The 21052-nt window shown below is 59.7% G+C and carries 25 protein-coding genes, 1 tRNA gene and 1 riboswitch; of the genes, 14 read left to right on the top strand and 12 right to left on the bottom strand.

Translation table 11 applies throughout. The features are described 5' to 3' along the window. The first annotated feature begins 121 nt into the window (after positions 1-121). The 7 genes from glpX (at position 122) to KBY74_RS00760 (ending at position 7094) form a co-directional block, all read left to right on the top strand. Entirely contained in the window at positions 122-1126 is a 1005-nt protein-coding gene (gene glpX, locus KBY74_RS00790) for a class II fructose-bisphosphatase (protein ID WP_106501811.1), read from the top strand. A gap of 35 nt (positions 1127-1161) precedes the next feature. Continuing rightward, positions 1162-2472, top strand: coding sequence for a glutamyl-tRNA reductase (locus KBY74_RS00785; protein ID WP_254941061.1), 1311 nt, complete (start codon positions 1162-1164; stop codon positions 2470-2472). Positions 2473-2586: 114 nt separating this feature from the next. Continuing rightward, positions 2587-3882 (top strand): glucose-1-phosphate adenylyltransferase, encoded by a 1296-nt coding sequence (locus tag KBY74_RS00780; RefSeq protein ID WP_254941060.1) that lies wholly within the window; start codon positions 2587-2589, stop codon positions 3880-3882. A 130-nt stretch (positions 3883-4012) separates the two neighbouring features. Beyond that, positions 4013-5431: an NADP-dependent phosphogluconate dehydrogenase gene (gene gndA, locus KBY74_RS00775; RefSeq protein WP_254941059.1), complete on the top strand. Its 1419-nt coding sequence runs from the start codon at positions 4013-4015 to the stop codon at positions 5429-5431. A 4-nt stretch (positions 5432-5435) separates the two neighbouring features. Beyond that, on the top strand, positions 5436-6182 hold the full coding sequence (gene pgl / locus KBY74_RS00770; RefSeq protein ID WP_254941058.1) for a 6-phosphogluconolactonase: 747 nt from the start codon (positions 5436-5438) through the stop codon (positions 6180-6182). Further along, a complete protein-coding gene (locus KBY74_RS00765) occupies positions 6179-6721 on the top strand; it encodes a CIA30 family protein (RefSeq protein ID WP_254941057.1) in 543 nt (180 codons plus the stop codon). Before pgl ends, KBY74_RS00765 begins: the two co-directional genes overlap by 4 nt. Beyond that, entirely contained in the window at positions 6708-7094 is a 387-nt protein-coding gene (locus KBY74_RS00760; RefSeq protein ID WP_254941056.1) for a hypothetical protein, read from the top strand. Before KBY74_RS00765 ends, KBY74_RS00760 begins: the two co-directional genes overlap by 14 nt. A 15-nt stretch (positions 7095-7109) precedes the next feature. On the opposite strand, the gene ilvD is transcribed toward KBY74_RS00760, so the two are convergent. Genes ilvD through KBY74_RS00745 form a run of 3 tightly spaced genes read right to left on the bottom strand, consistent with a single transcriptional unit; the run spans position 7110 to position 9798 of the window. Continuing rightward, positions 7110-8780: a dihydroxy-acid dehydratase gene (gene ilvD, locus KBY74_RS00755; protein WP_254941055.1), complete on the bottom strand. Its 1671-nt coding sequence runs from the start codon at positions 8778-8780 to the stop codon at positions 7110-7112. Between the two features lie 55 nt (positions 8781-8835). Then, complete coding sequence (locus tag KBY74_RS00750) at positions 8836-9108, bottom strand: hypothetical protein (RefSeq protein ID WP_254941054.1); 273 nt, start codon at positions 9106-9108, stop codon at positions 8836-8838. 24 nt (positions 9109-9132) lie between these two features. Further along, positions 9133-9798 (bottom strand): uracil phosphoribosyltransferase, encoded by a 666-nt coding sequence (locus tag KBY74_RS00745; RefSeq protein ID WP_315859021.1) that lies wholly within the window; start codon positions 9796-9798, stop codon positions 9133-9135. Between the two features lie 30 nt (positions 9799-9828). On the opposite strand from KBY74_RS00745, the gene KBY74_RS00740 reads away from it, so the two are divergent. From KBY74_RS00740 to cobW, 3 genes are all read left to right on the top strand, one after another. Further along, positions 9829-10353, top strand: a complete 525-nt coding sequence (locus KBY74_RS00740) for a pentapeptide repeat-containing protein (RefSeq protein ID WP_254941053.1) — start codon at positions 9829-9831, stop codon at positions 10351-10353. A gap of 10 nt (positions 10354-10363) precedes the next feature. Continuing rightward, a riboswitch (cobalamin riboswitch) is annotated at positions 10364-10546 on the top strand. 14 nt (positions 10547-10560) lie between these two features. Continuing rightward, positions 10561-11190: a HupE/UreJ family protein gene (locus KBY74_RS00735; RefSeq protein WP_254941052.1), complete on the top strand. Its 630-nt coding sequence runs from the start codon at positions 10561-10563 to the stop codon at positions 11188-11190. Between the two features lies 1 nt (position 11191). Further along, on the top strand, positions 11192-12295 hold the full coding sequence (cobW, locus tag KBY74_RS00730; RefSeq protein WP_254941051.1) for a cobalamin biosynthesis protein CobW: 1104 nt from the start codon (positions 11192-11194) through the stop codon (positions 12293-12295). Between the two features lie 4 nt (positions 12296-12299). On the opposite strand, the gene KBY74_RS00725 is transcribed toward cobW, so the two are convergent. Then, a complete protein-coding gene (locus KBY74_RS00725; protein ID WP_127431959.1) occupies positions 12300-12506 on the bottom strand; it encodes a hypothetical protein in 207 nt (68 codons plus the stop codon). Between the two features lie 241 nt (positions 12507-12747). Here KBY74_RS00725 and purS point away from each other — a divergent pair, with 241 nt between their 5' ends. Next, a complete protein-coding gene (purS, locus tag KBY74_RS00720) occupies positions 12748-13020 on the top strand; it encodes a phosphoribosylformylglycinamidine synthase subunit PurS (protein WP_254941050.1) in 273 nt (90 codons plus the stop codon). Continuing rightward, the gene (purQ, locus tag KBY74_RS00715; RefSeq protein ID WP_254941049.1) at positions 13017-13670 is read left to right on the top strand and encodes a phosphoribosylformylglycinamidine synthase subunit PurQ; all 654 of its coding nucleotides are present in this window, start codon (positions 13017-13019) and stop codon (positions 13668-13670) included. Before purS ends, purQ begins: the two co-directional genes overlap by 4 nt. A 101-nt stretch (positions 13671-13771) precedes the next feature. Here the strand turns inward: purQ and KBY74_RS00710 are convergent, their stop codons facing one another. After that, positions 13772-14362: a peroxiredoxin gene (locus KBY74_RS00710; protein ID WP_254941104.1), complete on the bottom strand. Its 591-nt coding sequence runs from the start codon at positions 14360-14362 to the stop codon at positions 13772-13774. Between the two features lie 145 nt (positions 14363-14507). On the opposite strand from KBY74_RS00710, the gene KBY74_RS00705 reads away from it, so the two are divergent. Next, positions 14508-14864 carry a hypothetical protein gene (locus KBY74_RS00705; RefSeq protein ID WP_254941048.1) on the top strand — a complete coding sequence of 119 codons (357 nt, stop codon included), beginning with the start codon at positions 14508-14510 and terminating at the stop codon, positions 14862-14864. A gap of 55 nt (positions 14865-14919) precedes the next feature. Here KBY74_RS00705 and KBY74_RS00700 read toward each other — a convergent pair. From KBY74_RS00700 to psb32, 6 genes are all read right to left on the bottom strand, one after another. Next, positions 14920-14993: transfer RNA gene (locus tag KBY74_RS00700), tRNA-Met, on the bottom strand. A gap of 14 nt (positions 14994-15007) precedes the next feature. Beyond that, positions 15008-16030: a peptidoglycan DD-metalloendopeptidase family protein gene (locus KBY74_RS00695; RefSeq protein ID WP_254941047.1), complete on the bottom strand. Its 1023-nt coding sequence runs from the start codon at positions 16028-16030 to the stop codon at positions 15008-15010. Between the two features lie 144 nt (positions 16031-16174). Then, positions 16175-16660, bottom strand: a complete 486-nt coding sequence (locus KBY74_RS00690; RefSeq protein ID WP_254941103.1) for a tRNA (cytidine(34)-2'-O)-methyltransferase — start codon at positions 16658-16660, stop codon at positions 16175-16177. A gap of 2 nt (positions 16661-16662) precedes the next feature. Next, the gene (cobU, locus tag KBY74_RS00685) at positions 16663-17226 is read right to left on the bottom strand and encodes a bifunctional adenosylcobinamide kinase/adenosylcobinamide-phosphate guanylyltransferase (RefSeq protein WP_396123049.1); all 564 of its coding nucleotides are present in this window, start codon (positions 17224-17226) and stop codon (positions 16663-16665) included. Further along, a complete protein-coding gene (pxcA, locus tag KBY74_RS00680; RefSeq protein ID WP_254941045.1) occupies positions 17213-18358 on the bottom strand; it encodes a proton extrusion protein PcxA in 1146 nt (381 codons plus the stop codon). Before pxcA ends, cobU begins: the two co-directional genes overlap by 14 nt. A gap of 4 nt (positions 18359-18362) precedes the next feature. Continuing rightward, positions 18363-19058, bottom strand: coding sequence for a photosystem II repair protein Psb32 (gene psb32, locus KBY74_RS00675; RefSeq protein WP_254941044.1), 696 nt, complete (start codon positions 19056-19058; stop codon positions 18363-18365). A gap of 68 nt (positions 19059-19126) precedes the next feature. Here psb32 and KBY74_RS00670 point away from each other — a divergent pair, with 68 nt between their 5' ends. Further along, positions 19127-19825: a cofactor assembly of complex C subunit B gene (locus KBY74_RS00670; RefSeq protein WP_254941043.1), complete on the top strand. Its 699-nt coding sequence runs from the start codon at positions 19127-19129 to the stop codon at positions 19823-19825. On the opposite strand, the gene lptC is transcribed toward KBY74_RS00670, so the two are convergent. After that, entirely contained in the window at positions 19728-20918 is a 1191-nt protein-coding gene (lptC, locus tag KBY74_RS00665; RefSeq protein ID WP_254941042.1) for an LPS export ABC transporter periplasmic protein LptC, read from the bottom strand. The genes KBY74_RS00670 and lptC overlap by 98 nt on opposite strands. Positions 20919-21052 lie beyond the last annotated feature (134 nt).

The following is a 21052-nucleotide window of genomic DNA, read 5'->3' as shown; positions in this document are numbered from 1 at the left end:
CGCGAGCACTGATACAGTTGCGGCCGCTTCATCTTCGAAAGGCTTGGCAGCAACAGGCTTCTGACCTCGTGTCCCGCCAGGCCGACGCCATTACTGAAGCCCATTCCCCTGCCGGATCAACGTGGATCGCACCCTCATCCAGGAAATTCTCGAGGTCGTTGAGCAAGCTGCCATCGCCTCTGCCGAACTGACCGGCCTTGGCAAGAAGGATGAAGCTGACGCTGCAGCAGTCGAGGCCATGCGCACTCGCATGGGCCTAATCCAGATGCAGGGCCGCATCGTTATCGGTGAGGGCGAGCGCGATGAAGCTCCCATGCTCTACATCGGCGAAGAAGTTGGCAGTGGCACCGGCCCCGGTGTGGATTTCGCCGTTGATCCCTGCGAGGGAACCAACCTTTGCGCCAACAGCCAGCGAGGCTCCATGGCTGTCCTGGCCGCTTCTGATCGCGGTGGACTTTTCAACGCTCCCGACTTCTACATGAAGAAATTGGCTGCACCCCCTGCAGCCAAGGGCAAGGTGGACATCCGTAAGTCGGCTACCGAGAACATCAAGATTCTCAGCGAGTGCCTTGGTCTTGCAGCCAGCGAACTGACCATCGTCGTGATGGACCGTGCTCGTCACAAGGATCTGATCGCCGAGATCCGGGCCACTGGCGCCAGGATTCAACCCATCTCGGATGGCGACGTTCAGGCCGCCATCGCCTGCGGTTTTGCAGGCACTGGCACCCATTGCCTGATGGGCATCGGCGCAGCCCCCGAGGGCGTGATCTCCGCCGCAGCCATGCGGGCCCTTGGCGGTCACTTCCAGGGCCAGCTCGTGTACGACCCGGCCGTGGCTCAGACCTCTGAGTGGGCTGACTACACCAAGGAAGGCAACATTGCCCGTCTTAACGAGATGGGTATCACCGACGTAGACAAAATCTATGAGGCAGAGGAGCTTGCCTCCGGTGAAAACGTGGTCTTCGCTGGCAGTGGCATCACCGATGGCCTCCTGTTCCACGGTGTCAAGTTTGAGAAGGATTGCACCCGCACCAGCTCCCTGGTGATCAGCAACCTGGACAACACCGCTCGCTTTACCAATACCATTCACATGAAGGATGGGGCCCAGAGCATTGCGCTGAGCTGACGCCCGCCCCAGTCCGAGCACCCCAGCCAGCCTCCATGCACATTGCCGTCGTCGGCCTCAGTCATCGCACGGCTCCAGTAGAGATCCGGGAGCGTCTCAGCATCCCGGATCAAACCATGGAGGCTTCGCTGCAGCAGCTGCGAGCCGACGACCAGGTGCTGGAGGCATCCATCCTCAGCACTTGCAATCGGCTGGAGATTTACACCCTGCTCCGTCATCCGGAGCGGGGTATTTCCGCTGTCGGAGCTTTTTTAAGCCAGCTCTCCGGCCTGGCGGTCGAGGAGCTCACACCACATTTATTTACCTTTCATCACGAGGAGGCAATCAGCCACCTGCTGAGGGTTTCAGCAGGCCTCGATTCCCTAGTGCTTGGGGAGGGGCAAATCCTCTCTCAAGTAAAAAAAATGGTGAGGCTTGGCCAGGAGCACCACTCCGTTGGGCCAATCCTCAATCGGCTGCTTACCCAGGCGGTTAGTACCGGTAAACGGGTCCGTACGGAAACGAACCTTGGCACCGGCGCTGTCTCGATAAGTTCAGCGGCTGTGGAGCTGGCTCAGCTCAAGGTGGGCCAAGCTCGAGGCCTCGATGAGCTGGTGCCCCTTGATCAGGAGCAGGTGGCAGTGGTGGGGGCAGGGCGCATGGCTCGCCTGCTGCTTCAACACCTTCAGGCCAAAGGCTGTAAGGGCCTTGTGCTGCTCAACCGCACGGTTAGCAAGGCGGAACTACTGGCCGCTGACTTTCCAGCTCTGCCCGTTCAGTGCCGTCCCCTTGACGACCTGGACCATTGCCTCAGCACCTGCTCGCTGGTTTTCACCAGCACCGCTGCCGACACACCAATCATCACGGCTCAGCGCCTCAGCGGACTGAATCGCCGCTCCAGCTTGATGCTGGTTGACATCGGCGTGCCCCGCAACATTTCGGCGGATACGGCTGGCCTGCCCGGCGTGCACTCCTACGACGTTGATGATTTGCAGGAGGTGGTAAATCGCAACCAGGAGGCTCGGCGCGAAATGGCAGCTGAGGCCGAAGGGCTGCTGCAGGAGGAGTCTCGTGCCTTCCTGGAATGGTGGGACGGGCTTGAAGCCGTTCCGGTTGTAAACCGGCTCCGGCGCCAGCTGGAAGACATCCGTGAGCAGGAGCTCCAGAAGGCCTTAAGCCGCATGGGTCCAGACCTATCAGCCAGGGAGCGCAAGGTGGTTGAAGCCCTCAGCAAGGGCATCATCAACAAGATCCTGCACACCCCTGTTACCAACCTGCGGGCCCCCCAACCGCGCCAGCAGCGACACAGCGCCATGAGGGTCCTGGAGGATCTGTTTGAGCTGCAGGAGCGTCCGCCAGAGCCTTGAACCAGCCCCAGCCTTGGGCACTGCAACAGTTCGTGCCGCAGGGGATCAAAAGGCTCGCCCAATAGCAGGACGCTCAAGTACGGTCAGCCCCGAGAACCGCTGGCAGCAGGATTTATGAAGCGTGTACTGGCAATAATTCTGGGAGGTGGTGCTGGTACCCGCCTTTACCCATTGACCAAAATGCGGGCCAAGCCAGCTGTGCCACTGGCAGGTAAATATCGGCTAATTGATATTCCAATCAGCAATTGCATTAATTCGGAAATCAATAAAATCTATGTACTTACCCAGTTCAACAGTGCGTCGCTGAATCGTCACCTGACGATGAGCTACAACCTTTCGGCTGGATTCGGCCAAGGCTTTGTAGAGGTTTTGGCAGCCCAGCAGACCCCAGAAAGCCCAAGCTGGTTTGAGGGCACCGCCGATGCAGTCCGTAAGTACCAAGGACTTTTCCACGAATGGGACGTGGACCACTACCTGATTCTTTCCGGTGACCAGCTCTACCGGATGGACTACAGCCGTTTTGTTCAGCACCACATCGACACCGGCGCCCAGCTCACCGTTGGCGCCCTCCCCGTAGATCCTGCCCAGGCTCAGGACTTTGGCCTGATGCGCACCAGCAGTGATGGCCGTATACAAGAATTTCGGGAGAAGCCCAAGGGTGAAGCCTTGGAGACCATGCGGGTTGACACCCAGGCCCTTGGCCTGTCGCCGGAGGAGGCGGCCAAGCGCCCATACCTCGCCTCGATGGGCATCTATGTGTTCAGCCGCGACACCCTCTTTGACCTGCTGAGCAGCAACCCGTCCTCAACAGACTTTGGCAAGGAGATCATCCCCGCCTCACTGGCCCGCGGCGACCGGCTCCAAAGCTTCCTCTTTGACGACTACTGGGAGGACATCGGTACTATCGGCGCCTTCTATGAAGCCAACCTGGCGCTTACCGATCAACCCAACCCGGCCTTCTCCTTCTACGACGAGAAGTTCCCGATTTACACCAGGCCTCGCTACTTGCCGCCCAGCAAGTTGCAGGACGCCCAGGTAACCGCCTCGATCATCGGTGAGGGATCCTTGCTCAAGGCCTGCAGCATTCATCACTGCGTACTGGGCGTGCGCTCCCGAGTTGAAGACGAGGTAGTGCTCCAGGACACCCTGGTGATGGGAGCCGACTACTTCGAGTCCTCTGAGGAACGCCTTCTACTACGTGAACGTGGGGGCATCCCCATCGGCGTGGGCAGGGGCAGCACCGTTAAACGGGCCATCATCGACAAGAACGTGCGGATCGGAGACAACGTCACGATCGTCAACAAGGACCACGTGGAGGAAGCTGACCGGCCCGAGCTCAGTTTCTACATACGCAACGGCATTGTGGTGGTTGTCAAAAATGGGACCATCGCCGACGGCACGGTGATCTGAGCAGGGAAAGCTGCCAAGGTGTCAGGCCAAAAACCAGGAGTTGCTGACACCTTTGCCACCAAGTTGTGACGGATGCCTGGGCTGACCAGCACGCTTCGCCACACTGTCGCCAAAAGCTTCAAATTCAGTCATGGGCAAGGCGCATTTCGGCCTGATCGGTTTGGGAGTGATGGGGGAAAACCTCGTCCTAAATGCTGAGCGCAACGGCTACTCCTCCGTTGTGTTCAATCGCACCAAGGCAAAAACCGATGAGTTTCTGGCTGGTCGTGGCGCCGGCAAGGACATTGTTGGTGCCGCGACCCTTGAGGAGTTTGTGGCGACCCTGGAGCGTCCACGCCGCATCCTGATGATGGTCAAAGCGGGACAGCCCGTTGACGACACGATTGCGGCAATCTCCCCCTTCCTTGAAGAGGGTGACCTGCTGATTGACGGCGGCAATTCTCTCTACGCCGATACGGAACGCCGCGTTGCCGAGCTGGAGAGCAAGAGCTTCGGCTACATCGGCATGGGCGTCTCCGGTGGCGCCAAAGGCGCCCTCGAAGGGCCGAGCATGATGCCCGGTGGCACCAAGGCGGCCTACGACGCCATTGAACCGTTGGTGCGCAAGATGGCAGCCCAGGTAGACGATGGTCCCTGTGTCACCTACATCGGCCCCGGGGGCGCTGGCCACTTCGTCAAAACGGTGCACAACGGCATCGAGTACGGCATTGAACAGATCCTGGCTGAGGCCTACGACCTGATGAAGCGGGTTGGCGGACTGAACGGCGACCAGATGGCCGACGTCCTAGCCAGCTGGAATCAAACCGAGGAGTTGGCCTCATTCCTGGTGGAGATCACCGAGGTATGCCTGCGCACCAAGGATCCAGAAACCGGTGCCGATCTGGTGGAGGCGATCGTGGATGCGGCTGGCCAAAAGGGCACTGGTCTTTGGACCGTGGTGAGTGCCCTGGAGATGGGTGTTCCCGTGCCAACCATCTATGCCGCCCTAAATGCCCGAGTGCTGAGCTCGCTGCGCTCCGAGCGCCTCGAGGCGGGCGCCCTGCTGCCAGAGCCTGCCCCCCATAGCTTCGATCTTGGCAGCGCGGCAGATGCCATGGCTCCCCTGCGCGATGCCTGCATTGCCGCCTGCATCGTCAGCTACGGCCAGGGCATGGCCCTGCTGCAGGAAGCCTCAAAGCTGCACGATTACAACCTCAATTTTTCGGCCATCGGCCAGATCTGGAAAGGGGGCTGCATCATCCGGGCCCGCTTGCTGCAGCGAATTCAGGATGCCTATGGCGCCAACCCCAGCCTGGCAAACCTGATGCTCGACCCCTGGTTTGCCGAGCAGATCAACAGGCGTCTACCGGGGCTGCGGCAGGTGGTTGCCGGCGCTGCCCTGGCGGGGATTCCCGTGCCCTGCTTAAGCAGCACCCTCGATTACATCGACAGCTACCGCAGCGCCCGCCTACCCCAAAACCTGGTCCAGGCCATGCGCGACTGCTTTGGCTCCCACACCTACGAGCGGGTCGACAAGCCTGGCAACTTCCACACCGAGTGGCTGGACTGAGCCAATGACCCCAATCACTCCAGGCTCCACCACTCGCTATCGCCTGGTGGTGGCTGAGTCGGCAGGTGAGCTCGCCCGTCAGACGGCCCAAGCCCTGGCCTCTGAGATTGATCAGGTACTTGCCCAGCGCGACCGCGCCCAGATAGCACTCGCCGGCGGGGAGACACCAAAGGCGACCTATCGCCTACTCGGTCAGCAACACCTGCCCTGGGATCGGGTCGATGTGCTCCTCGGCGATGAGCGTTGGGTGCCAAGCGAAGACCCCTCCAGCAATGCCCGCATGCTTAGGGAAACCTTGATGGCGGAGCTCCCCGGTAGCAAGGCCTGCTTGCATGCGGTTCCCACCCAGCTCGCCAGCCCGGAGCTAGGAGCGGCAGCGTACGCAGACCTGCTGCAACAACTGTGCGGCGACTTCCCACCGGTGCTGGACGTGGTGCTGCTGGGCCTCGGCGACGATGGTCACACCGCCTCGTTGTTTCCTGGCACCGTTGCACCGGGGGTGAAGGACCGCTCCGTAACCCTGGGGGAGGGCAAGGGTCTGCCCCGGGTCAGCCTTACAGCCCCAACCCTTTCAGCGGCGCGGCGGGTGATCTTCCTAGTGAGTGGGGCCGGCAAGGTGCAGGCCCTGCAACGGTTACTCGATCCCGAAGAATCGCCCCTGCGCACCCCAGCCAAGTTGGTGCAGCCCACCACTGAGACTGAGGTGCTGATATTTGCTGACCAAGCAGCAGCTGCTGGAGTTGGCCAGTGATTCCCATCGCCAGCGGCGACGGCTTCATTGGCTGGCATGCCTTAAACGACACCGTGATGGGTGGGCGCAGCCAGGGCAACTGCCGGATCGCCTCAACAGGCCTTGAGTTTGAAGGCACGCTCGTTGAGGAAGGAGGGGGCTTCATCAGTTGCCGCTCGCCTCTGTTTTCTCCCCCTCTCGATCTTTCGAGTTGTGAGGGGCTCGAACTTGAGCTGCTTGGTGCTGGCAGACGCTTCAAGTTGGCGGTTGCCTGCGCTGACGGTCTGGCCGGTCTCACCAACTTGATCCCGGGGGGCCTGCGCTGGGTGATCGAATTCGCTACGGAGCCTGAGGGGCCCAGCCTCGTGAGGATTCCCTTCGCGGATCTAAGAGCCTCGGTGCGCGCTAAGCCGGTGGGGTTGCCCTTGAACTTTGACCCAAGTCGGATCAACAGACTGCAGCTTTTGCATTCACGCTTCGCCGATGATGGCGGCTTAAATGCTGGCTTCCGCGCCGGTCCGATCTACCTACAACTTCGCGCTGTACGTGGCTACCCCTGAGCTAGTTAATAGCAACCTGCAACAGCTGGTGGCAGCCGCCGCCGATCTCTGCCGCAAGCCATGGCGACATGCCGTGCTGCCCCTGGATGATGCCCAGCGCTGCGACGATTGCAACCTGCGACTTGAGGTAAGACAGGCTGATGGGGAGCGCTATCCCGCCGCCGATCTCGAAATTGAGATCTATCGCAGCGGTAATGACCTCAACCTCACCCTGGCCTGGTGCCACGACCAGCAACGCCCCCTGCTTTGGCAGGGGAGCCATCCGGTGTGGATGGAGCCGGAGTCAGGGCTCCGCTGCGAGCGACCAGTTGATGGTGCCCCCCTGGAGGCTTTGGCACGAAGGCTCAGGGCGCTTTTGATGCCGCTTGACTGAGTCTTAGCTCAACTATCAGATCTCATCGGTCACAGCGCCCCTGCTGCTGCTGCCAACCAGGCGGGCATATTTTCCAAGCACCCCGGTGCGATAACGGGGCTCAGGCTTGACCCAGGCGGAGCGACGCCGAGCGATTTCCGCATCTGGCACATTGAGCTGGATCAGCAGTTCGATGGCGTCCACCGTGATGCTGTCCCCTTCCTCCACTAAGCCGATTGTTCCGCCCACAGCAGCCTCGGGTGCAACGTGACCCACAACAAGACCAAAGGAGCCACCTGAAAAGCGACCATCGGTGATCAGGGCCACCGAATCGAGCATGCCCTGCCCCACGATTGCCGCCGTGGGACTAAGCATCTCCCGCATCCCAGGGCCACCCACCGGGCCCTCATTGCGCACAACGACCACATCACCGGGGCTGATCTGCTTATCAAGGATTGCGGCCAGGCAGGATTCCTCGCTTTCAAAAACCCTTGCTGGGCCAGTAATTACAGGGTTTTTAACACCACTGATCTTGGCCACCGCACCTTCTTCAGCCAAGTTTCCCTTGAGTATCGCCAGGTGCCCTTTGGGATAAAGGGGGTTGCTAAGAGGACGGATCACATCCTGACCAGAGGGGGGCTCGGAAGGAACAGACGCCAACAACTCAGCCAGAGTTTTGCCCTCAATGGTGCGGCAATCACCATGCAGTAAGCCCGCATCGAGCAGCAGCTTCATCACCTGGGGTATGCCACCGGCCTGATGGAGGTCAACGGTCACATAGCGGCCACTGGGCTTTAGATCGCAGATCACTGGCACCCGCTGGCGGATCGTCTCAAAATCGTCGATGGTTAGGGTTACTCCAGCGGTGCGGGCGACCGCCAGTAGGTGCAACACGGAATTGGTAGAGCCACCTACCGCCATGATCACGCTGATCGCATTTTCGAAGGCCTCGCGGGTGAGTAGGTCGCTAGGCAAGATATTTGCCTCAAGAGCATCAACCAAAACCTCAGCGCTGCGAGCAGCACTCTCTGCTTTCTCAGGGTCCTCAGCTGCCATGGTGGAGCTGTATGGCAGGCTTAACCCCAACACCTCAAAGGCGGCACTCATGGTGTTGGCGGTGAACATGCCACCGCAACTACCGGCACCTGGACAGGCATTTTTTTCAATAGCAGTGAGCTCCTGCTCATCAATACGACCACCGCTGTATTGACCGACTGCCTCAAAAGCACTTACTACCGTGAGATCACAGGCACCAAGCTTGCCAGGTTTAATCGTGCCACCGTAAACAAAGATCGAGGGAATATTCATGCGGGCCATCGCCAACATGGCTCCTGGCATATTTTTGTCACAACCACCAATTGCCAGCAAGCCATCCATACTTTGGGCGTTGCAGGCAGTTTCAATCGAATCGGCAATCACCTCGCGGCTCACCAGGGAATACTTCATACCCTCCGTGCCCATTGATATGCCATCGCTCACCGTGATGGTGCCAAACATCTGGGGCATGGCACCGGCTGTTTGAAGGGCCGTCTCGGCGCGCTGGGCCAGCTCGTTTAAGCCCAGGTTGCAGGGTGTAATTGTGCTGTAGCCATTGGCAATGCCAATAATCGGCTTGTTGAAATCGCCATCGCCAAAGCCAACCGCCCGCAACATGGCACGGTTAGGAGAGCGCTGGATGCCTTGCGTGATCGCTGCGGAGCGGAGCATGGTGACGGGTTGGGCTTGAAGAAACCTACCCACCGGGCCGAATGACCCCGAAGCCCTAACCCTGGATGGTCATGGTCTCCAGTTGACGGCGCACATCGTCGATCGCCTGGTTGAGCTCATGGACCCGATCGTGAAGGTCCCGATCCGTCCTGACAGCCGCCGGCGAGGCTGCGATTCCAGCGGCCCGGGTAGGCCGGCCTTGGTGCCGGCGTCGCTCTGCTTCAGCAAGCAACCACCAGGCAAGGCCAGCAGCACCAATAACAGCCCCAGCCAAGACGCTGAGGCTGGAACTGCCACCGGCTGGAGTGCCGTCGTTGTGATTGCCCATAAATCAAGCCCTTCTGTAGCGAGCCTAAGTATCGGTGGGCATTTCATCCAGCACCGTGCCACCGAACAACCGCTGCCTCACATCGCCGATACCAGGCACGATCGCCCCGACTTCGTTCAAATCTGGATCGATGCCAGCGGCGTAGATGGTGAGGCTGCCGTGCCGCTCCCCCAAAGCCTTGAGTCCTGGACCAGAGGCCAGGGATGTAATCACTCGTAGGCGATCACCGGTCACGCCTAGGGCTGAAAGGTCATCGAGGAGTTGGAGCAGGGATTCGCCGTCTCCCAGTTCCGCTACAAACAGCAAAACTCCGCAGCGGGGGAGGATTGGCCCGGCTGGAGGGGTTATCACGCCCAGGCTTTCTTGTAGGTGGAGCACCTGGGCCGAGGGAAGAACTGTTTGGCCGCCCTGCCAAAGGCCAAGCCCAGCGGTTAGGAGAGGCAGGGCCAGCAGGGGAACCGCTGGATCCACCACGTCTGCCTCCGCCGCACAAAGGGGTGATTCCAACTGGATGCGCCTGTGGGGCAGCCAATCGCGCACAGCCTCATAGGTGAGCCAGCGCCCTAGCTCGGCAGTAGCGGAGGCGTAAAGCGAACTAGGCGTGTGTCGATCGCGCAGTACGCCAAGCCAGTGGCCAATCAGGGGGTGGGGGGGAACCACCACCCGCAAAGCCATCACCATGGTTGCCATAACTTGATGATTCACCGTAAGTGCGCGCCCATGAGCTCGAGATCTGAAAGCCGAGCGAGTTGGTCTGGTGGCTGGCTGCTGGCCGCACTGGCCCTGGTGCTGACCTGGTGCCTTGGGGTCTCTCCGGCCGCAGCGATCACCGCGCCTGAGCTGCGCAGCCAGCGTTCGCTACAAGACCTCCAACCAGACATGCACGGCCGCAACCTTCAACAGCAGGAGTTTTTGAAGGCGACTTTGGCTGGCTTCGATCTGAGCGGCACCGATCTGCGCGGAGCTGTTTTCAACAGCAGCGACCTACGGGGAGCCAACCTGAAGGACGCCAACCTGGAAGACGCGGTGGCCTTCGCAAGTCACTTTGAAGACACTGACCTCAGTGGTGCCGTGCTGCGAAACGCCATGTTGATGCAAAGCCATTTCAAAGGGGCATCCATTGAAGGAGCCGACTTCAGTGATGCAGTGCTCGATCTGCCTGAGCAGAAAGCACTCTGTAAACGAGCTGCCGGTGTCAATCCGAGCACCGGAGTCGCCACTAAAGAGAGCCTGGCGTGCCGGTAGGGCCCCTTGCCCTTAGCATCTAATTTCCGGTTCCAGTGGGGATCAGCCACTGGAGGTAAGGGGGAAAGGTCGGTGAAAATCCGGCACTGTCCCGCAGCTGTGAAGGCTATGGCCCGCAAATCTGCTCCAACTTTGGGGCCTGCTTGCGATCCATTACCAAGTCAGAACGCCCGCCGGTTTTGTTCCTCCTACGGCGCGGACCGGCCCATGAATTTGATCAAAACACCATCCAACGGCCAAGCCCTGGTCCGCTGGCTCCTAGTTGCTGGCCTGGCATCAATCGGCATTGGCGCCCTTAGCCCAGTCCAGGCCCATCATTTTGCCGATATCGGCCAGCTAAAGCCAACCATTTTCAATGGCGTGCTGAGTGGCCTCGCCCACCCAGTGCTGGGCCCAGATCATCTGCTTTTCCTGCTGGCACTTTCTTTGATAGGGCTGCAAAAACGGCTTAGCTGGAGCCTGGGACTTCTCGCTGTTGGCTTGCTTGGTAGTGGCGCTGGACTGCTGTGGCCAGGGATGCCAGGCGCTGAATCTCTGGTGGCCTGCACCCTGATTGTTGAGGCCTTGGTGTTGCTAAGGCGCTTGCCGTCCCTGCTGCTGCTTCCCGCCATGGCCTTGCACGGCTATGTATTAAGCGGCCCCGTTTTTGGCTGGAGCGCCATGCCCGTAGTGGCCTACGGCACTGGCCTGTTTCTTTCCCAGGCAGGCCTGCTTGCGATGGCACTTATTGCGTTGCGACCCTTGGGGACACGCCTTTCTTCAACCCAGCTGCGCTGGCTTAGTTTTGCCCTAATGGCTCTTGGCGGCACGTGGGCCCTGGCCGGTTTGGCGGCCTGAGATGACGACACAAAGTAGAAGGCTGCCTGTCACCGTGGTGACAGGTTTTCTCGGTGCGGGCAAAACAACTCTGCTGCGCCATTTGCTACTGCACAGCGGTCAGCGCTTAGCTGTGCTGGTAAATGAATTTGGCGAGGTGGGTATCGACGGAGACCTACTCCGCAGCTGTGGTTTCTGCCCGGATGATGAGCTAGACACCCGCCTGGTGGAGCTGGCAAATGGCTGCCTCTGCTGCACGGTCCAAGACGACTTCCTGCCAACCATGGAGAAGCTTCTTGCACGAGCAGAAAGCCTCGATGGGATCGTGGTGGAAACCAGTGGCCTGGCCCTGCCCGAACCACTGATTGCAGCCCTGAATTGGCCGCAAATCCGCACTCGCATTCGCCTCAATGGCGTGGTGGCAGTTGTTGATGGCGAAGCCCTTGCAGCAGGCAGTGTGGTGGCAAATCCAGCCGCTCTCGAGGCCCAGCGGCTCGCTGATCCAAGCCTGGATCACGCTTCGGCTATCGATGAACTGTTTGCCGAGCAGCTTGAGGCTGCCGATCTGGTTTTGATCAGCCGGGCCGACTGCCTATCTGCAGGCGAGATTGATCTGGTGCATAAGGCCCTTACCCCCCAGCTGCAGCCGGGAGCTGTGCTGTTGTCGATGGGCAGGGGGGTGGTATCCCCAGAGCTCGTGCTGGGCCTTGAGAGCCGGCAGCCAAACACCACAGGCCATGCCCATCACGAGCATGACCACGACCATGATCACCACGATCACGAGCATCACGATCACAGCCATGTTGCCATCGAGACGCTTGCCCTCGAGCTGGCTGGCGATTTTTGCCGGGTTGCCCTTGAGCAACAACTGCTTCAGCTGGTGAGTGATAGCGCCCTAATTCGGCTCAAGGGGCGACTTTGGCTTTCAGGTAAAAACCGACCGCTTCAGATCCAGGCTGTAGGACCGAGGCTGGAGTGCTGGTATGAACCAGGGGCTGGGCAAGCTTCAGTCACCCAGCAGGCCCCAGGCCTAGAGCTGGTTTTGCTTGGCTTCCAACTGGATCGCCCTGCCATCGAAGCCTGCCTAGACCAGGCCCGGACCGGTGAGCTGGCAGCTGCTAACTAGCTGATCAATCCAAGGGGATATCCCCTTGGGCGCATAGCCCGTTCCAGCAGAGCGCAGGCCCCGCAATCCAGCTGGTTTCAACCGGCAACCACCCTGTGGAATCAAGCATCTGCACCGTGCCACTGCCGTCGTTACGGAAGTCGATTCGACGCGGGCCGAGCTCAATCGTCCACCGAATAGGCAGCTCTGCTGCCGGGGCTTGAACGAGCATCGTGCATGGCTGCCAAGGCCCATCAGCCAAACGGCACTGCAACGGCTGGGAAAGCACAGCTGGCACACAAAGGGCTATCAAGCCAGCCAGCAGAGCTCTGCAGGCTGGCCAGACGCCAATAGGAACTGAGTTGAAGCGCCAAACCACGGCCGAAATGCCAGCGGGCTGCTTTCAAGCTGACCAAAAGTGACGTCAGCGGGCCACCGGGCTGCCAAGATTTAACAAACCTTCCGCTCCTCTGGTGCCACTCTTCCGCGCTCGCGTTCAGGTTTCACTTCGGCCCTCGGTGCTTGATCCGGCTGGCGAGGCCACCAGGGCTGCAGCGGCCCAACTCGGCGTCGACGGCGTCCGCAGCCTGCGCATCGGCAAGGCAATCGAGCTGGAATTGGAGGCTCCGGACAAAACTACCGCCCAAGGCCAGCTGGAACTACTCAGTGACCGCTTGTTTGCCAATCCAGTAATCGAAAATTGGCAGCTAGAGCTGCTTGAAAAAGCCGGGGAGCAACAGCAATGACCATTGGCATCGTGGTGTTCCCAGGCTCAAATTGTGACCGGGATGTGCGCTGGGCCCTGGAGGGTTGCGTCGGTCTACCGACCCGCTTCCTTTGGCATGAGGAGCGCGATCTGAGCGGCCTAGACGCAGTGGTTATCCCTGGCGGCTTCAGTTATGGAGACTATTTGCGCTGCGGTGCAATTGCCAGGTTTGCCCCCGTATTGGAGTCGGTGAGGCTTTTCGCTGAAGCAGGCGGTGCGGTATTGGGTATCTGCAATGGCTTTCAGGTACTCACTGAGATGGGTTTATTGCCAGGTGCTCTCACCCGCAATGCTCGGCTGCATTTTCTCTGTGAACCAACCCCGCTGAGCGTTAATCCTGGCAACTGTCGCTGGCTGAAAGGGTATAGCGAGGCAGAAGCGATCGTGCTTCCAATCGCCCATGGGGAGGGGCGATACCAGTGCGAGAGCGAGCAATTGGCTGAGCTCGAAGCAAACGGTCAGGTGGTGTTGCGCTACGCATGCAATCCCAACGGCTCGGTTGGTGATGTGGCGGGCCTGACCAACGCAGGAGGCAATGTGCTGGGTCTGATGCCCCATCCGGAGCGCGCCTGCGACCCGCTCACGGGGGGGCTCGATGGCTTGAGGCTGCTTGCCAGCCTGAGTAATTGAAGCCTGGCGAACTCGACTCTCAGCAAGATGTCGCAAAAAAGGGGGCCAAAGGCCCCCCGGTTTGATAGCAGAGGATCAAACAATTCCAGCCCTGATAGCAATCAGTTAACGGCGGCGAAGAACTCCTTGCTCTTGACTGGGTCAGGATTCATGGTCTTATCCCCTGGGTTCCAGTTTGCTGGGCAGACTTCGTCTGGGTTGTTGCGGATGTGCTGGAAGGCCTGCAGCAGACGCAGGGTCTCATCCACGCTACGGCCGACGGGCAGGTTGTTGATTGTGCTCTGCATGATCACGCCATCAGGGTCAATGATGAACAGACCACGTAGAGCCACACCTGCCTCCTCATCGAGTACCTCGTAGGAGCGGGCAATGTCCTTTTTGAGATCCGCAACAAGGGGATAGGTAATATCGCCAATACCACCGTTCTTGCGATCCGTCTGAACCCAGGCGAGGTGGCTGAACTGGCTATCAACGGAAACACCCAGCACTTCGCAGTTGCGGCTGGAGAAGTCGTTATAGCGTTCGGAGAAAGCGATGATCTCCGTAGGGCAGACGAAGGTAAAATCGAGGGGGTAGAAGAACAGCACCACGTACTTGCCGCGATACTGGGAAAGACTGATCTCCTTGAATTCCTGATCCACCACCGCGGTGGCGGTGAAATCTGGAGCCTGCAGGCCAACTAGCCGGGACATGCTGGTTAAGTAAGTGAGGGCTGGGCGCACTGGGGACTTCAGTCCAAAGTCGGATCGACTACCAGTTGCTATTCACAATTTATCACATGATCCAGGCTGTCGGGGCCATAGGCTGATTCATGTGATGTCTATGGGAGTGATGGCGATGGCTTGGGAGCCGAGTGTGCTGCGGAAATACAACACGACTGGGCATTTCCGTCTGCTTAGCCAGCTGCGGTCTGAACTGAAGGGCAACCCATTGGTCCGGCCGAAGGACGGCCAGAGCATTGGCGAGGTCAACCGCAGCAAGTCTTTGATTCGGGCGATTGAGGGGCGCTCCCAGGGCTATGGCCGTGCACGACGGGGTGGTGCTGCCACAACTGCTGGCACCTCCTCTGCCTCGCCGGAAGTTCAACAGCTAAAGCTTGATCCAGATCCCACTGAGCTGATGGGCAGCATTGCAAGCGATCAGAACGATGTGGCCTCATTTCGAGCAAGGCTCAACACAGTCGAGTTGCGCTAGTTAGGAGATTGAAAGTAGTTAAAAAAGGGCCAAAATCAAGGCCCAGTCAGAGAAATGGCTCGGGGGAGACTTGAACTCCCGACCTTGGGGTTATGAATCCCACGCTCTAACCAGCTGAGCTACCGAGCCGTTGGTTGAGTTTATCAGGCCTTAGGTGGCAGGAAATAAAGAGGGTTGGCAGCCCCGGAGCTCGGAGGATGGACCTCGAAGTGAAGGTGGGGGCCGGTGCTTCGCCCCGTGCTGCCCATATGGGAAATCAAAGATCCCTGTTCAACATCCTGCCCTACTCGGACCATTAGGCGGCTGTTGTGGCCGTAAAGGGAACGGCTGCCATCGGCATGGGCCAGGGTTACCAAGTAGCCGTAACCGCCGTCGTGCCAGCCAGAGAAGACCACCCGACCAGCCTTGGCCGCCACGATCGGAGTCCCCACGTTGTTGGCCACGTCGATGCCCTTGTGCATGCGACCCCAGCGCCAGCCGTATCCGGAAGTGAAAACTCCCTTGGTCGGCCAAATCCAGCCCTGGGCTGAGCTTGGACCAGAAAAGGGCTGGTTGAGCTCATCAAAACCAGGCAGTTCGGGCCAGCTGATACCGCCACTAGTGGTTGGCTTGAGCCCCAGCACCATGCGGGTTCGACCGGATGACGCCTGAGCGAGGCGTACCTGGCTACCGACGACAAGGCGTGCGGTTTCGAGGCCAGGATTGAGACGCAGCAGCTCCTGCAGGGTCAATCCATAGCGCTGAGCAATCTTTACGACCGTGTCGCCAAAGCGGACAACAGCACGCTCCTCCACAGGAGGAAGGGACTGGAGAGGAGGTGTACGGCGCAGCTCGCTGGTATCGATCGCTGCCAGCTGCTTTATTTGCCTCGACTGCTGGCTGGGAACAACAAGCCAGTCACCTTGACGGAAATGGTGGTCTTCGTTGACGTCGTTGAGTTTGGCCAATCGCTCTTCAGCGAGCTTGAGGCTGCTGGATAGCTCTTCAACGCTGATGGGCTGGCGCACCTTGACCCAGATCTTGTCGATGCTGGGGGCAGGTAGGGCAGCGATCAAAGAATCAACAGAAGCCTTCTCGATATCGGCGGGGTCAAGAGCTGCGACCACTGCCGGCAGGGCAATGGCGCAGGGGATCAGGAATCGCAGAGTCGTTTGCAAAGGCTTCATGCAATTCATTCAGTCGGACAAAACCTGTGGAGAAGCCGATATCCCCAAGCCGGCCAGACAGTAGCGGACGGAACTCACCGCCACAAGTGGTGGTTGCGACCAAGGGCGCTGATGGGGTGACCAGATCGCTGTCACCTCAGGGGATCACGCCAATGTCAGCAAATTCTGTTGTCGTAGCGCCTCAAACAACACCACCCCAACCGACACGGAGAGGTTGAGGCTACGCACTCCGGCCTGCTGGGGCCGCTTGGCACCTGACATTGGGATCGTGAGAGCCGCATCGGCCGAGGCCAGCACATCCGTTGGTAGGCCGTCGGTTTCGCGGCCAAACAGCAGCCAGTCATCGGGTTCAAATTGCCAACTGGTGTAGGGCTGGCTTGCATGGCTACTAAGGGCGATCAGGCGACCGCCGCTGCGGACACGGTGATCAGCAAACGCTGACCAGTCGGCATGGCGCTGCAATGACACCAGGGGCCAATAGTCGAGGCCAGCCCGCTTGAGCTGTCGATCATCAATTTGGAAGCCCAGGGGCTCCACTAGGTGCAGCTCCGTGCCGGTGGCCGCGCAGGTTCGCGCCACACTGCCCGTGTTGGGTGGGATTTGGGGCTGAAACAAAACGATCCGCGGCACGATCAAAGAGCTGGTACGGCAAAACCCAGGTTGCTCAGATTGAGGGCGCGGCCCGCAACCACAAGCCAAATGCCAGCGCAGAGGGGGGCAAGCTGCTGCTCCAAGGAGCCAAGGCGATCGCGAAACAAACCGCCAATCGCAGTGACAGGCACAACCCCCCACCCGGTTTGCTCACTCACGAGCAGCACGGGCACCTTGCAGCTGCTCAAGCTTTGGGCAAGAGCTGTACAGCGCTGTTGCCAAGCAGAACCATCGAGATCAAGGCCAGCAGCGACCCAGGTGCCGAGGGAATCGACAAGAGCAATGCCAGGGGGGCTGAGACAGTCGAGGGCGCCGGCTAAGGCGCTATCAACCTCCAAGACGCTCCAGTGCGGTGGACGTCTAGCGGCGTGGGCCTCAACCCTCGCCAACCAGGCAGCATCTTCGGCGCTTGGCTGAGGCCCGGTTGCCAAGTAGGTAACCGGCAGTCCCGACTGCATGGCGAGGTGCTCGGCCCAGCGGCTCTTGCCACTGCGGGCAGGACCGAGCACAAGAGTGCATGGCTGGTAGGAATCAACCACCACCATTCATGTTATGGAGCGTGGCCACAGAAGAAGGTGAAACACGGTTGAGATAGCGGAAAATCCAGTATTTGAACACGGTTGCTAAAACCACCGGGAAGGTAGCAATAAATAACATTATGAAATTCTCCTGGGCAGGCAGGCCGAGGTGATGAGCAACGCCATCTAGCAGCACTGTCCAGCCCTCCGGGCTGTGAAAGCCAACAAAAATATCGGTAAATAAGATGATTCCGAAGGCCTTGGCGCTGTCGCTCAATCCATACACAAGCTCATCTAGAAAACCGCGCAACACCTGAAGATCACGCCGACCAAAGAAGCAAACGCAAACAAACCCGACCAGGCCACCGAGATCGGCAAGCACGTTCTTAATGGCGTGGGTGCTTTCCAGATCTGCTTCATCCTTGAGCGACTGAGCCTTGCTCGCCAGCTGCTTCTGCAGCTCATCACGGCTGGGCAGGGGATTGCCGTTCAAGAGGGCATCAAATTCAATCTCCGCCTGGAAAAGTCGTAATTTCTCTACGGCTTTCTCCTCAAGCTTTGGTTTGGGGTAGGTAAGAAAAGCGTTGTCTGGAGCGAATCGATCAACCAGGGGCGAAAACACATAGGTGCGGCTGATTTGCTGCACCAGCACCGGCACCAAAATCAGCAGTAGCAGGATGCGCAGTGACACCAGAGTGGAGTCTCTGCGCCGTCGAAAGCCAGCCACCACATTCGCTTCCGCCTCGGGGTCGAGCTGGCGACGCACCTGATCAACAACACCAATCAGGCTGCGGGGCAGCACCTCCGGGGAGCGACTGATAGCAGGCAGGGGATCCCTACTAGCCGCGTAGCGGGCAACTACAGACTCAATCAGTTGAAACTGGCGAATTTCCTGACCGGCCAACTCGCCTCGGTGGGTCTGCAAGGTTTGTACAGACTGGCGGCAGACCTCTAGCGCAGCACGAAAACGGCGCAGTAACTGAGCCTGGGCCGACCTGGGAATACGCAGGTCCAATTCAGGACGTACGGGCCGGTCGTTGTAGTGCTCTAGCTCAATGCTCTGGATGAGCAGGGCGGATTCATAACCGCGCTCAAGATCGTTGCTGAGGTCTAGGGCTTGGGCGCGCCCAAATGCCCCCATCCAGTTGGTTAGTGCCATCGGATCAGCGCGAGAAGACCCACCAAGTGAGCATGGGCACAATCGTGCCAACCGTTAGAAGCACCACAATCCAAGTGAAGGCATTACTTGACTTCGTTTCCTCCTTCGTGGGGATGTTGGTGGGCTGGCTGACAACCTCAGCAGTGATTGGTTCGCCGGGATCCTCACCTCCCTGCAGCACGGTGAGCAGGCGAGTCATGGCATCGAGGCTGCCCTGGCGATAGCGACCACCATCGCGGATCGGCTGGGCCATCGTGGTTCGGGCCGTGCTGCGTAGCAGGCTGGCGTCAAGCTGGGTAACCAGGCCTGGAGAGGTCACCACCGCCGCACTGTTCGTCTGGCTGTCGATTAAAAAGAGCACCTGGTTGGGCTCGCCCCCCGACTCGGACCAACGCTCCAGCACTGAATTGCCGAGCTGGGAAAGGCTCAGCCCGTAGTCAAGGCGGTTAACGGTGATCAAGTGGGCATCCACCCGCTCTGCTGAAAAACTTTCGAGGGTTTTGCTGAGCTCGCCGATGGCTGCGCGGCTCAGCACATCTGCGGTGTCAAGGATGCGCTCCTGGGGAGCGGAGGCCGGTAGACCACTTGCGGCAATTGCCAGGGCCGGGGCAGGCATCCAAAAGGCTGCAAAGCCCATAAACAGGGCTGCCACCACTCCCAATAAGGGAATGCGACGGGTCACACGCAGGGAAGGGGGCAACGGTTCAGGCCCAACATGGATCTAGTTTGCCGCCTGCGGGCCCAGCTGTCGCCTCCTGCTTAACCCCCATGGCCCCCTCCACACCCGCAAGGGTCTGTTTTCTCTCTGGGGTGGCCTCCCTGGCCCTGGTTGTACTGAATCAAACAACCGCGAGAAGCATCGATCCCGCCCTCGAGCGAGCCGCCGTATTGGCCAGCTTCCTGGCGGTAGCTCTGATGTTGGTGGGTGTGCTCTGGACCCGAGCCTTGCCCGAAGCGGCTGCCCGAGTTGCCCTCGAAGGGGTGCAGGGAGTGGAGCTCGCAGATGGACTACCTGAAGAGTTATTGGAAGAATTGGGCTGGGGCAGTCAGATGTTGCTCACCGCCACCCCGGCGGCAGCGGTGGTGGTGCTGTGGCAAAACAAGTGTTTGCTGCGCCGCGGCCTACTGGCGCAGGTGCCCTTTGAACCAGGAGCTATCTGCCAGCGAGCCCAAGAAAAAGGTTCCGCCATCTCACTTGTAGATCTGAACCTCTATCCAGGCCGTGCTGAATTTGAGAGCCTGCTGCCAGGGGTGCCAGCCGTAGTGGTTCAGCCGATTGGCTCAAGGGGTTTGGTAGTGCTTGCTGGCTGGTCGCCGCGCTGCTTTAGCCGCAGCGATTTGACCTGGCTCGAGGGTTGGTCCCAGCGGCTTAGAGAGCGAATGGAGCCGGCTTGCGGGAATCAGGACCTGATGGAGCCCGAGGAGGCAAGGTCACCCGAGTTTCCACCCTTGCCCCCGGACTGCTGAATACGGCCATCCCCTGCTCATTAAGCACGCCCTGAAGCCGCTGAGCGCGGGTGACCTGGGCAAGAGCCTTGCGGCGCAGCTCGACAGCACCAAGGGCCTCAACCTTATTTGTCTGCCAATTCCAGCTGCAGCTATTGGCGATTAGGGAATCGGTTGGTTGGTTTAGGCGGCAATTAAGGGGAACCATCAAGATGTGACTAGGACCAATCGCTTCAAAGCCCGTGCCGCTAAGCCGGGACTGATCCAGCACAGCGGTGAATGGATAGGCACTGCTAATGCGTTCCCGCGCCAGGTCGAGGCGGGTATGGCTGGCATCTAGACGGCCCTTGCGGCCAGGATCCAGCACCTGCACCGGTGCCTGTAGGTCGATCAGCTGAAGCAGGGAATTACCGGTAAGGGATGGCGCCGAAAGTGTTTGAACTCCACTAGCTGCCAGACGCCGTTCTCCCCGAACTGGCCCTCGACCGATCAGTTGACCGGTCGTTGGGAACCAATCTGCAGAACTCAGCGCCAGCTTCAAGCCGACCGCCCCTGAACCCTCTAACAGGGGGTCCCCCCTCAACTCCAACTTGTCCTGCTTGATCCAAAAGCGTGCCCGGCGAGCGGACACGAGCAACTCCCCCTGGGAGGCGCGGGGACTGCGGTCCAATTCCATGCGCTCCTGCTTGGGATACCAACGCACACGAGTAGAGGTCACAACAAGTGGCTTGGGCCCAAGGCGCTGCAGCCGGGTTGGGCCCTCCAACTGGACCACTTCGCCATCGTTAATGACGGTGCCACTGCTGGCCGTTATTCGATACAGGGGTTTGCCCTTTGCATAGATGGTGCCGCGCAGGTCGCGGGCTTGGGCAACACGACGACCGAAGTCGTAGCGGACCTCCGGGCTGGTCAATTCCCACAGGGGGCGTCCGCTGGAATCCTTCTGGCGCAGGTTGAGGGAGTGGAAGACAAAAGGCTGGGCCGGCTCCTCCTTAGAGACCTGGGTGCCGCATCCAACCAGCAGCATAGGCAGGCTTACCAGGGCACCCAGGCTCAGGGCCAGCAGGGGGCACCACTGCACCCGGGCAGTCGTGGTCACAGCAGTAGTGGTCACAAAGGTGACTCGAGCTCAAGTCGCAACATCACCGGCTGCGGCTCAATCAGGGCGAGACCGGGCTCTAGCTGACCCCATCGCTGGGCCAACAGCCAAGGAGAAGCTTGGCTGCCAGGGGCGCAGGCAGGAGCCAG

The sequence above is a fragment of the Cyanobium sp. A1C-AMD genome (genome assembly GCF_024346495.1).
In the GTDB taxonomy this organism is placed as follows: Bacteria; Cyanobacteriota; Cyanobacteriia; order PCC-6307; family Cyanobiaceae; genus Cyanobium_A; species Cyanobium_A usitatum.
This window is presented reverse-complemented; position numbering and strand designations above follow the sequence as displayed.

Coding starts and splice junctions, on each gene's coding strand:
- KBY74_RS00785 (WP_254941061.1), top strand. CDS start 1,162: ATGCACATTGCCGTCGTCGGCCTCAGTCATCGCACGGCTCCAGTAGAG.
- KBY74_RS00780 (WP_254941060.1), top strand. CDS start 2,587: ATGAAGCGTGTACTGGCAATAATTCTGGGAGGTGGTGCTGGTACCCGC.
- gndA (WP_254941059.1), top strand. CDS start 4,013: ATGGGCAAGGCGCATTTCGGCCTGATCGGTTTGGGAGTGATGGGGGAA.
- pgl (WP_254941058.1), top strand. CDS start 5,436: ATGACCCCAATCACTCCAGGCTCCACCACTCGCTATCGCCTGGTGGTG.
- ilvD (WP_254941055.1), bottom strand. CDS start 8,780: ATGCTCCGCTCCGCAGCGATCACGCAAGGCATCCAGCGCTCTCCTAAC.
- KBY74_RS00750 (WP_254941054.1), bottom strand. CDS start 9,108: ATGGGCAATCACAACGACGGCACTCCAGCCGGTGGCAGTTCCAGCCTC.
- KBY74_RS00745 (WP_315859021.1), bottom strand. CDS start 9,798: ATGGCAACCATGGTGATGGCTTTGCGGGTGGTGGTTCCCCCCCACCCC.
- KBY74_RS00740 (WP_254941053.1), top strand. CDS start 9,829: ATGAGCTCGAGATCTGAAAGCCGAGCGAGTTGGTCTGGTGGCTGGCTG.
- KBY74_RS00735 (WP_254941052.1), top strand. CDS start 10,561: ATGAATTTGATCAAAACACCATCCAACGGCCAAGCCCTGGTCCGCTGG.
- cobW (WP_254941051.1), top strand. CDS start 11,192: ATGACGACACAAAGTAGAAGGCTGCCTGTCACCGTGGTGACAGGTTTT.
- KBY74_RS00725 (WP_127431959.1), bottom strand. CDS start 12,506: ATGCTCGTTCAAGCCCCGGCAGCAGAGCTGCCTATTCGGTGGACGATT.
- purQ (WP_254941049.1), top strand. CDS start 13,017: ATGACCATTGGCATCGTGGTGTTCCCAGGCTCAAATTGTGACCGGGAT.
- KBY74_RS00710 (WP_254941104.1), bottom strand. CDS start 14,362: ATGTCCCGGCTAGTTGGCCTGCAGGCTCCAGATTTCACCGCCACCGCG.
- KBY74_RS00705 (WP_254941048.1), top strand. CDS start 14,508: ATGGCTTGGGAGCCGAGTGTGCTGCGGAAATACAACACGACTGGGCAT.
- KBY74_RS00695 (WP_254941047.1), bottom strand. CDS start 16,030: ATGAAGCCTTTGCAAACGACTCTGCGATTCCTGATCCCCTGCGCCATT.
- cobU (WP_396123049.1), bottom strand. CDS start 17,226: ATGGTGGTGGTTGATTCCTACCAGCCATGCACTCTTGTGCTCGGTCCT.
- pxcA (WP_254941045.1), bottom strand. CDS start 18,358: ATGGCACTAACCAACTGGATGGGGGCATTTGGGCGCGCCCAAGCCCTA.
- KBY74_RS00670 (WP_254941043.1), top strand. CDS start 19,127: ATGGCCCCCTCCACACCCGCAAGGGTCTGTTTTCTCTCTGGGGTGGCC.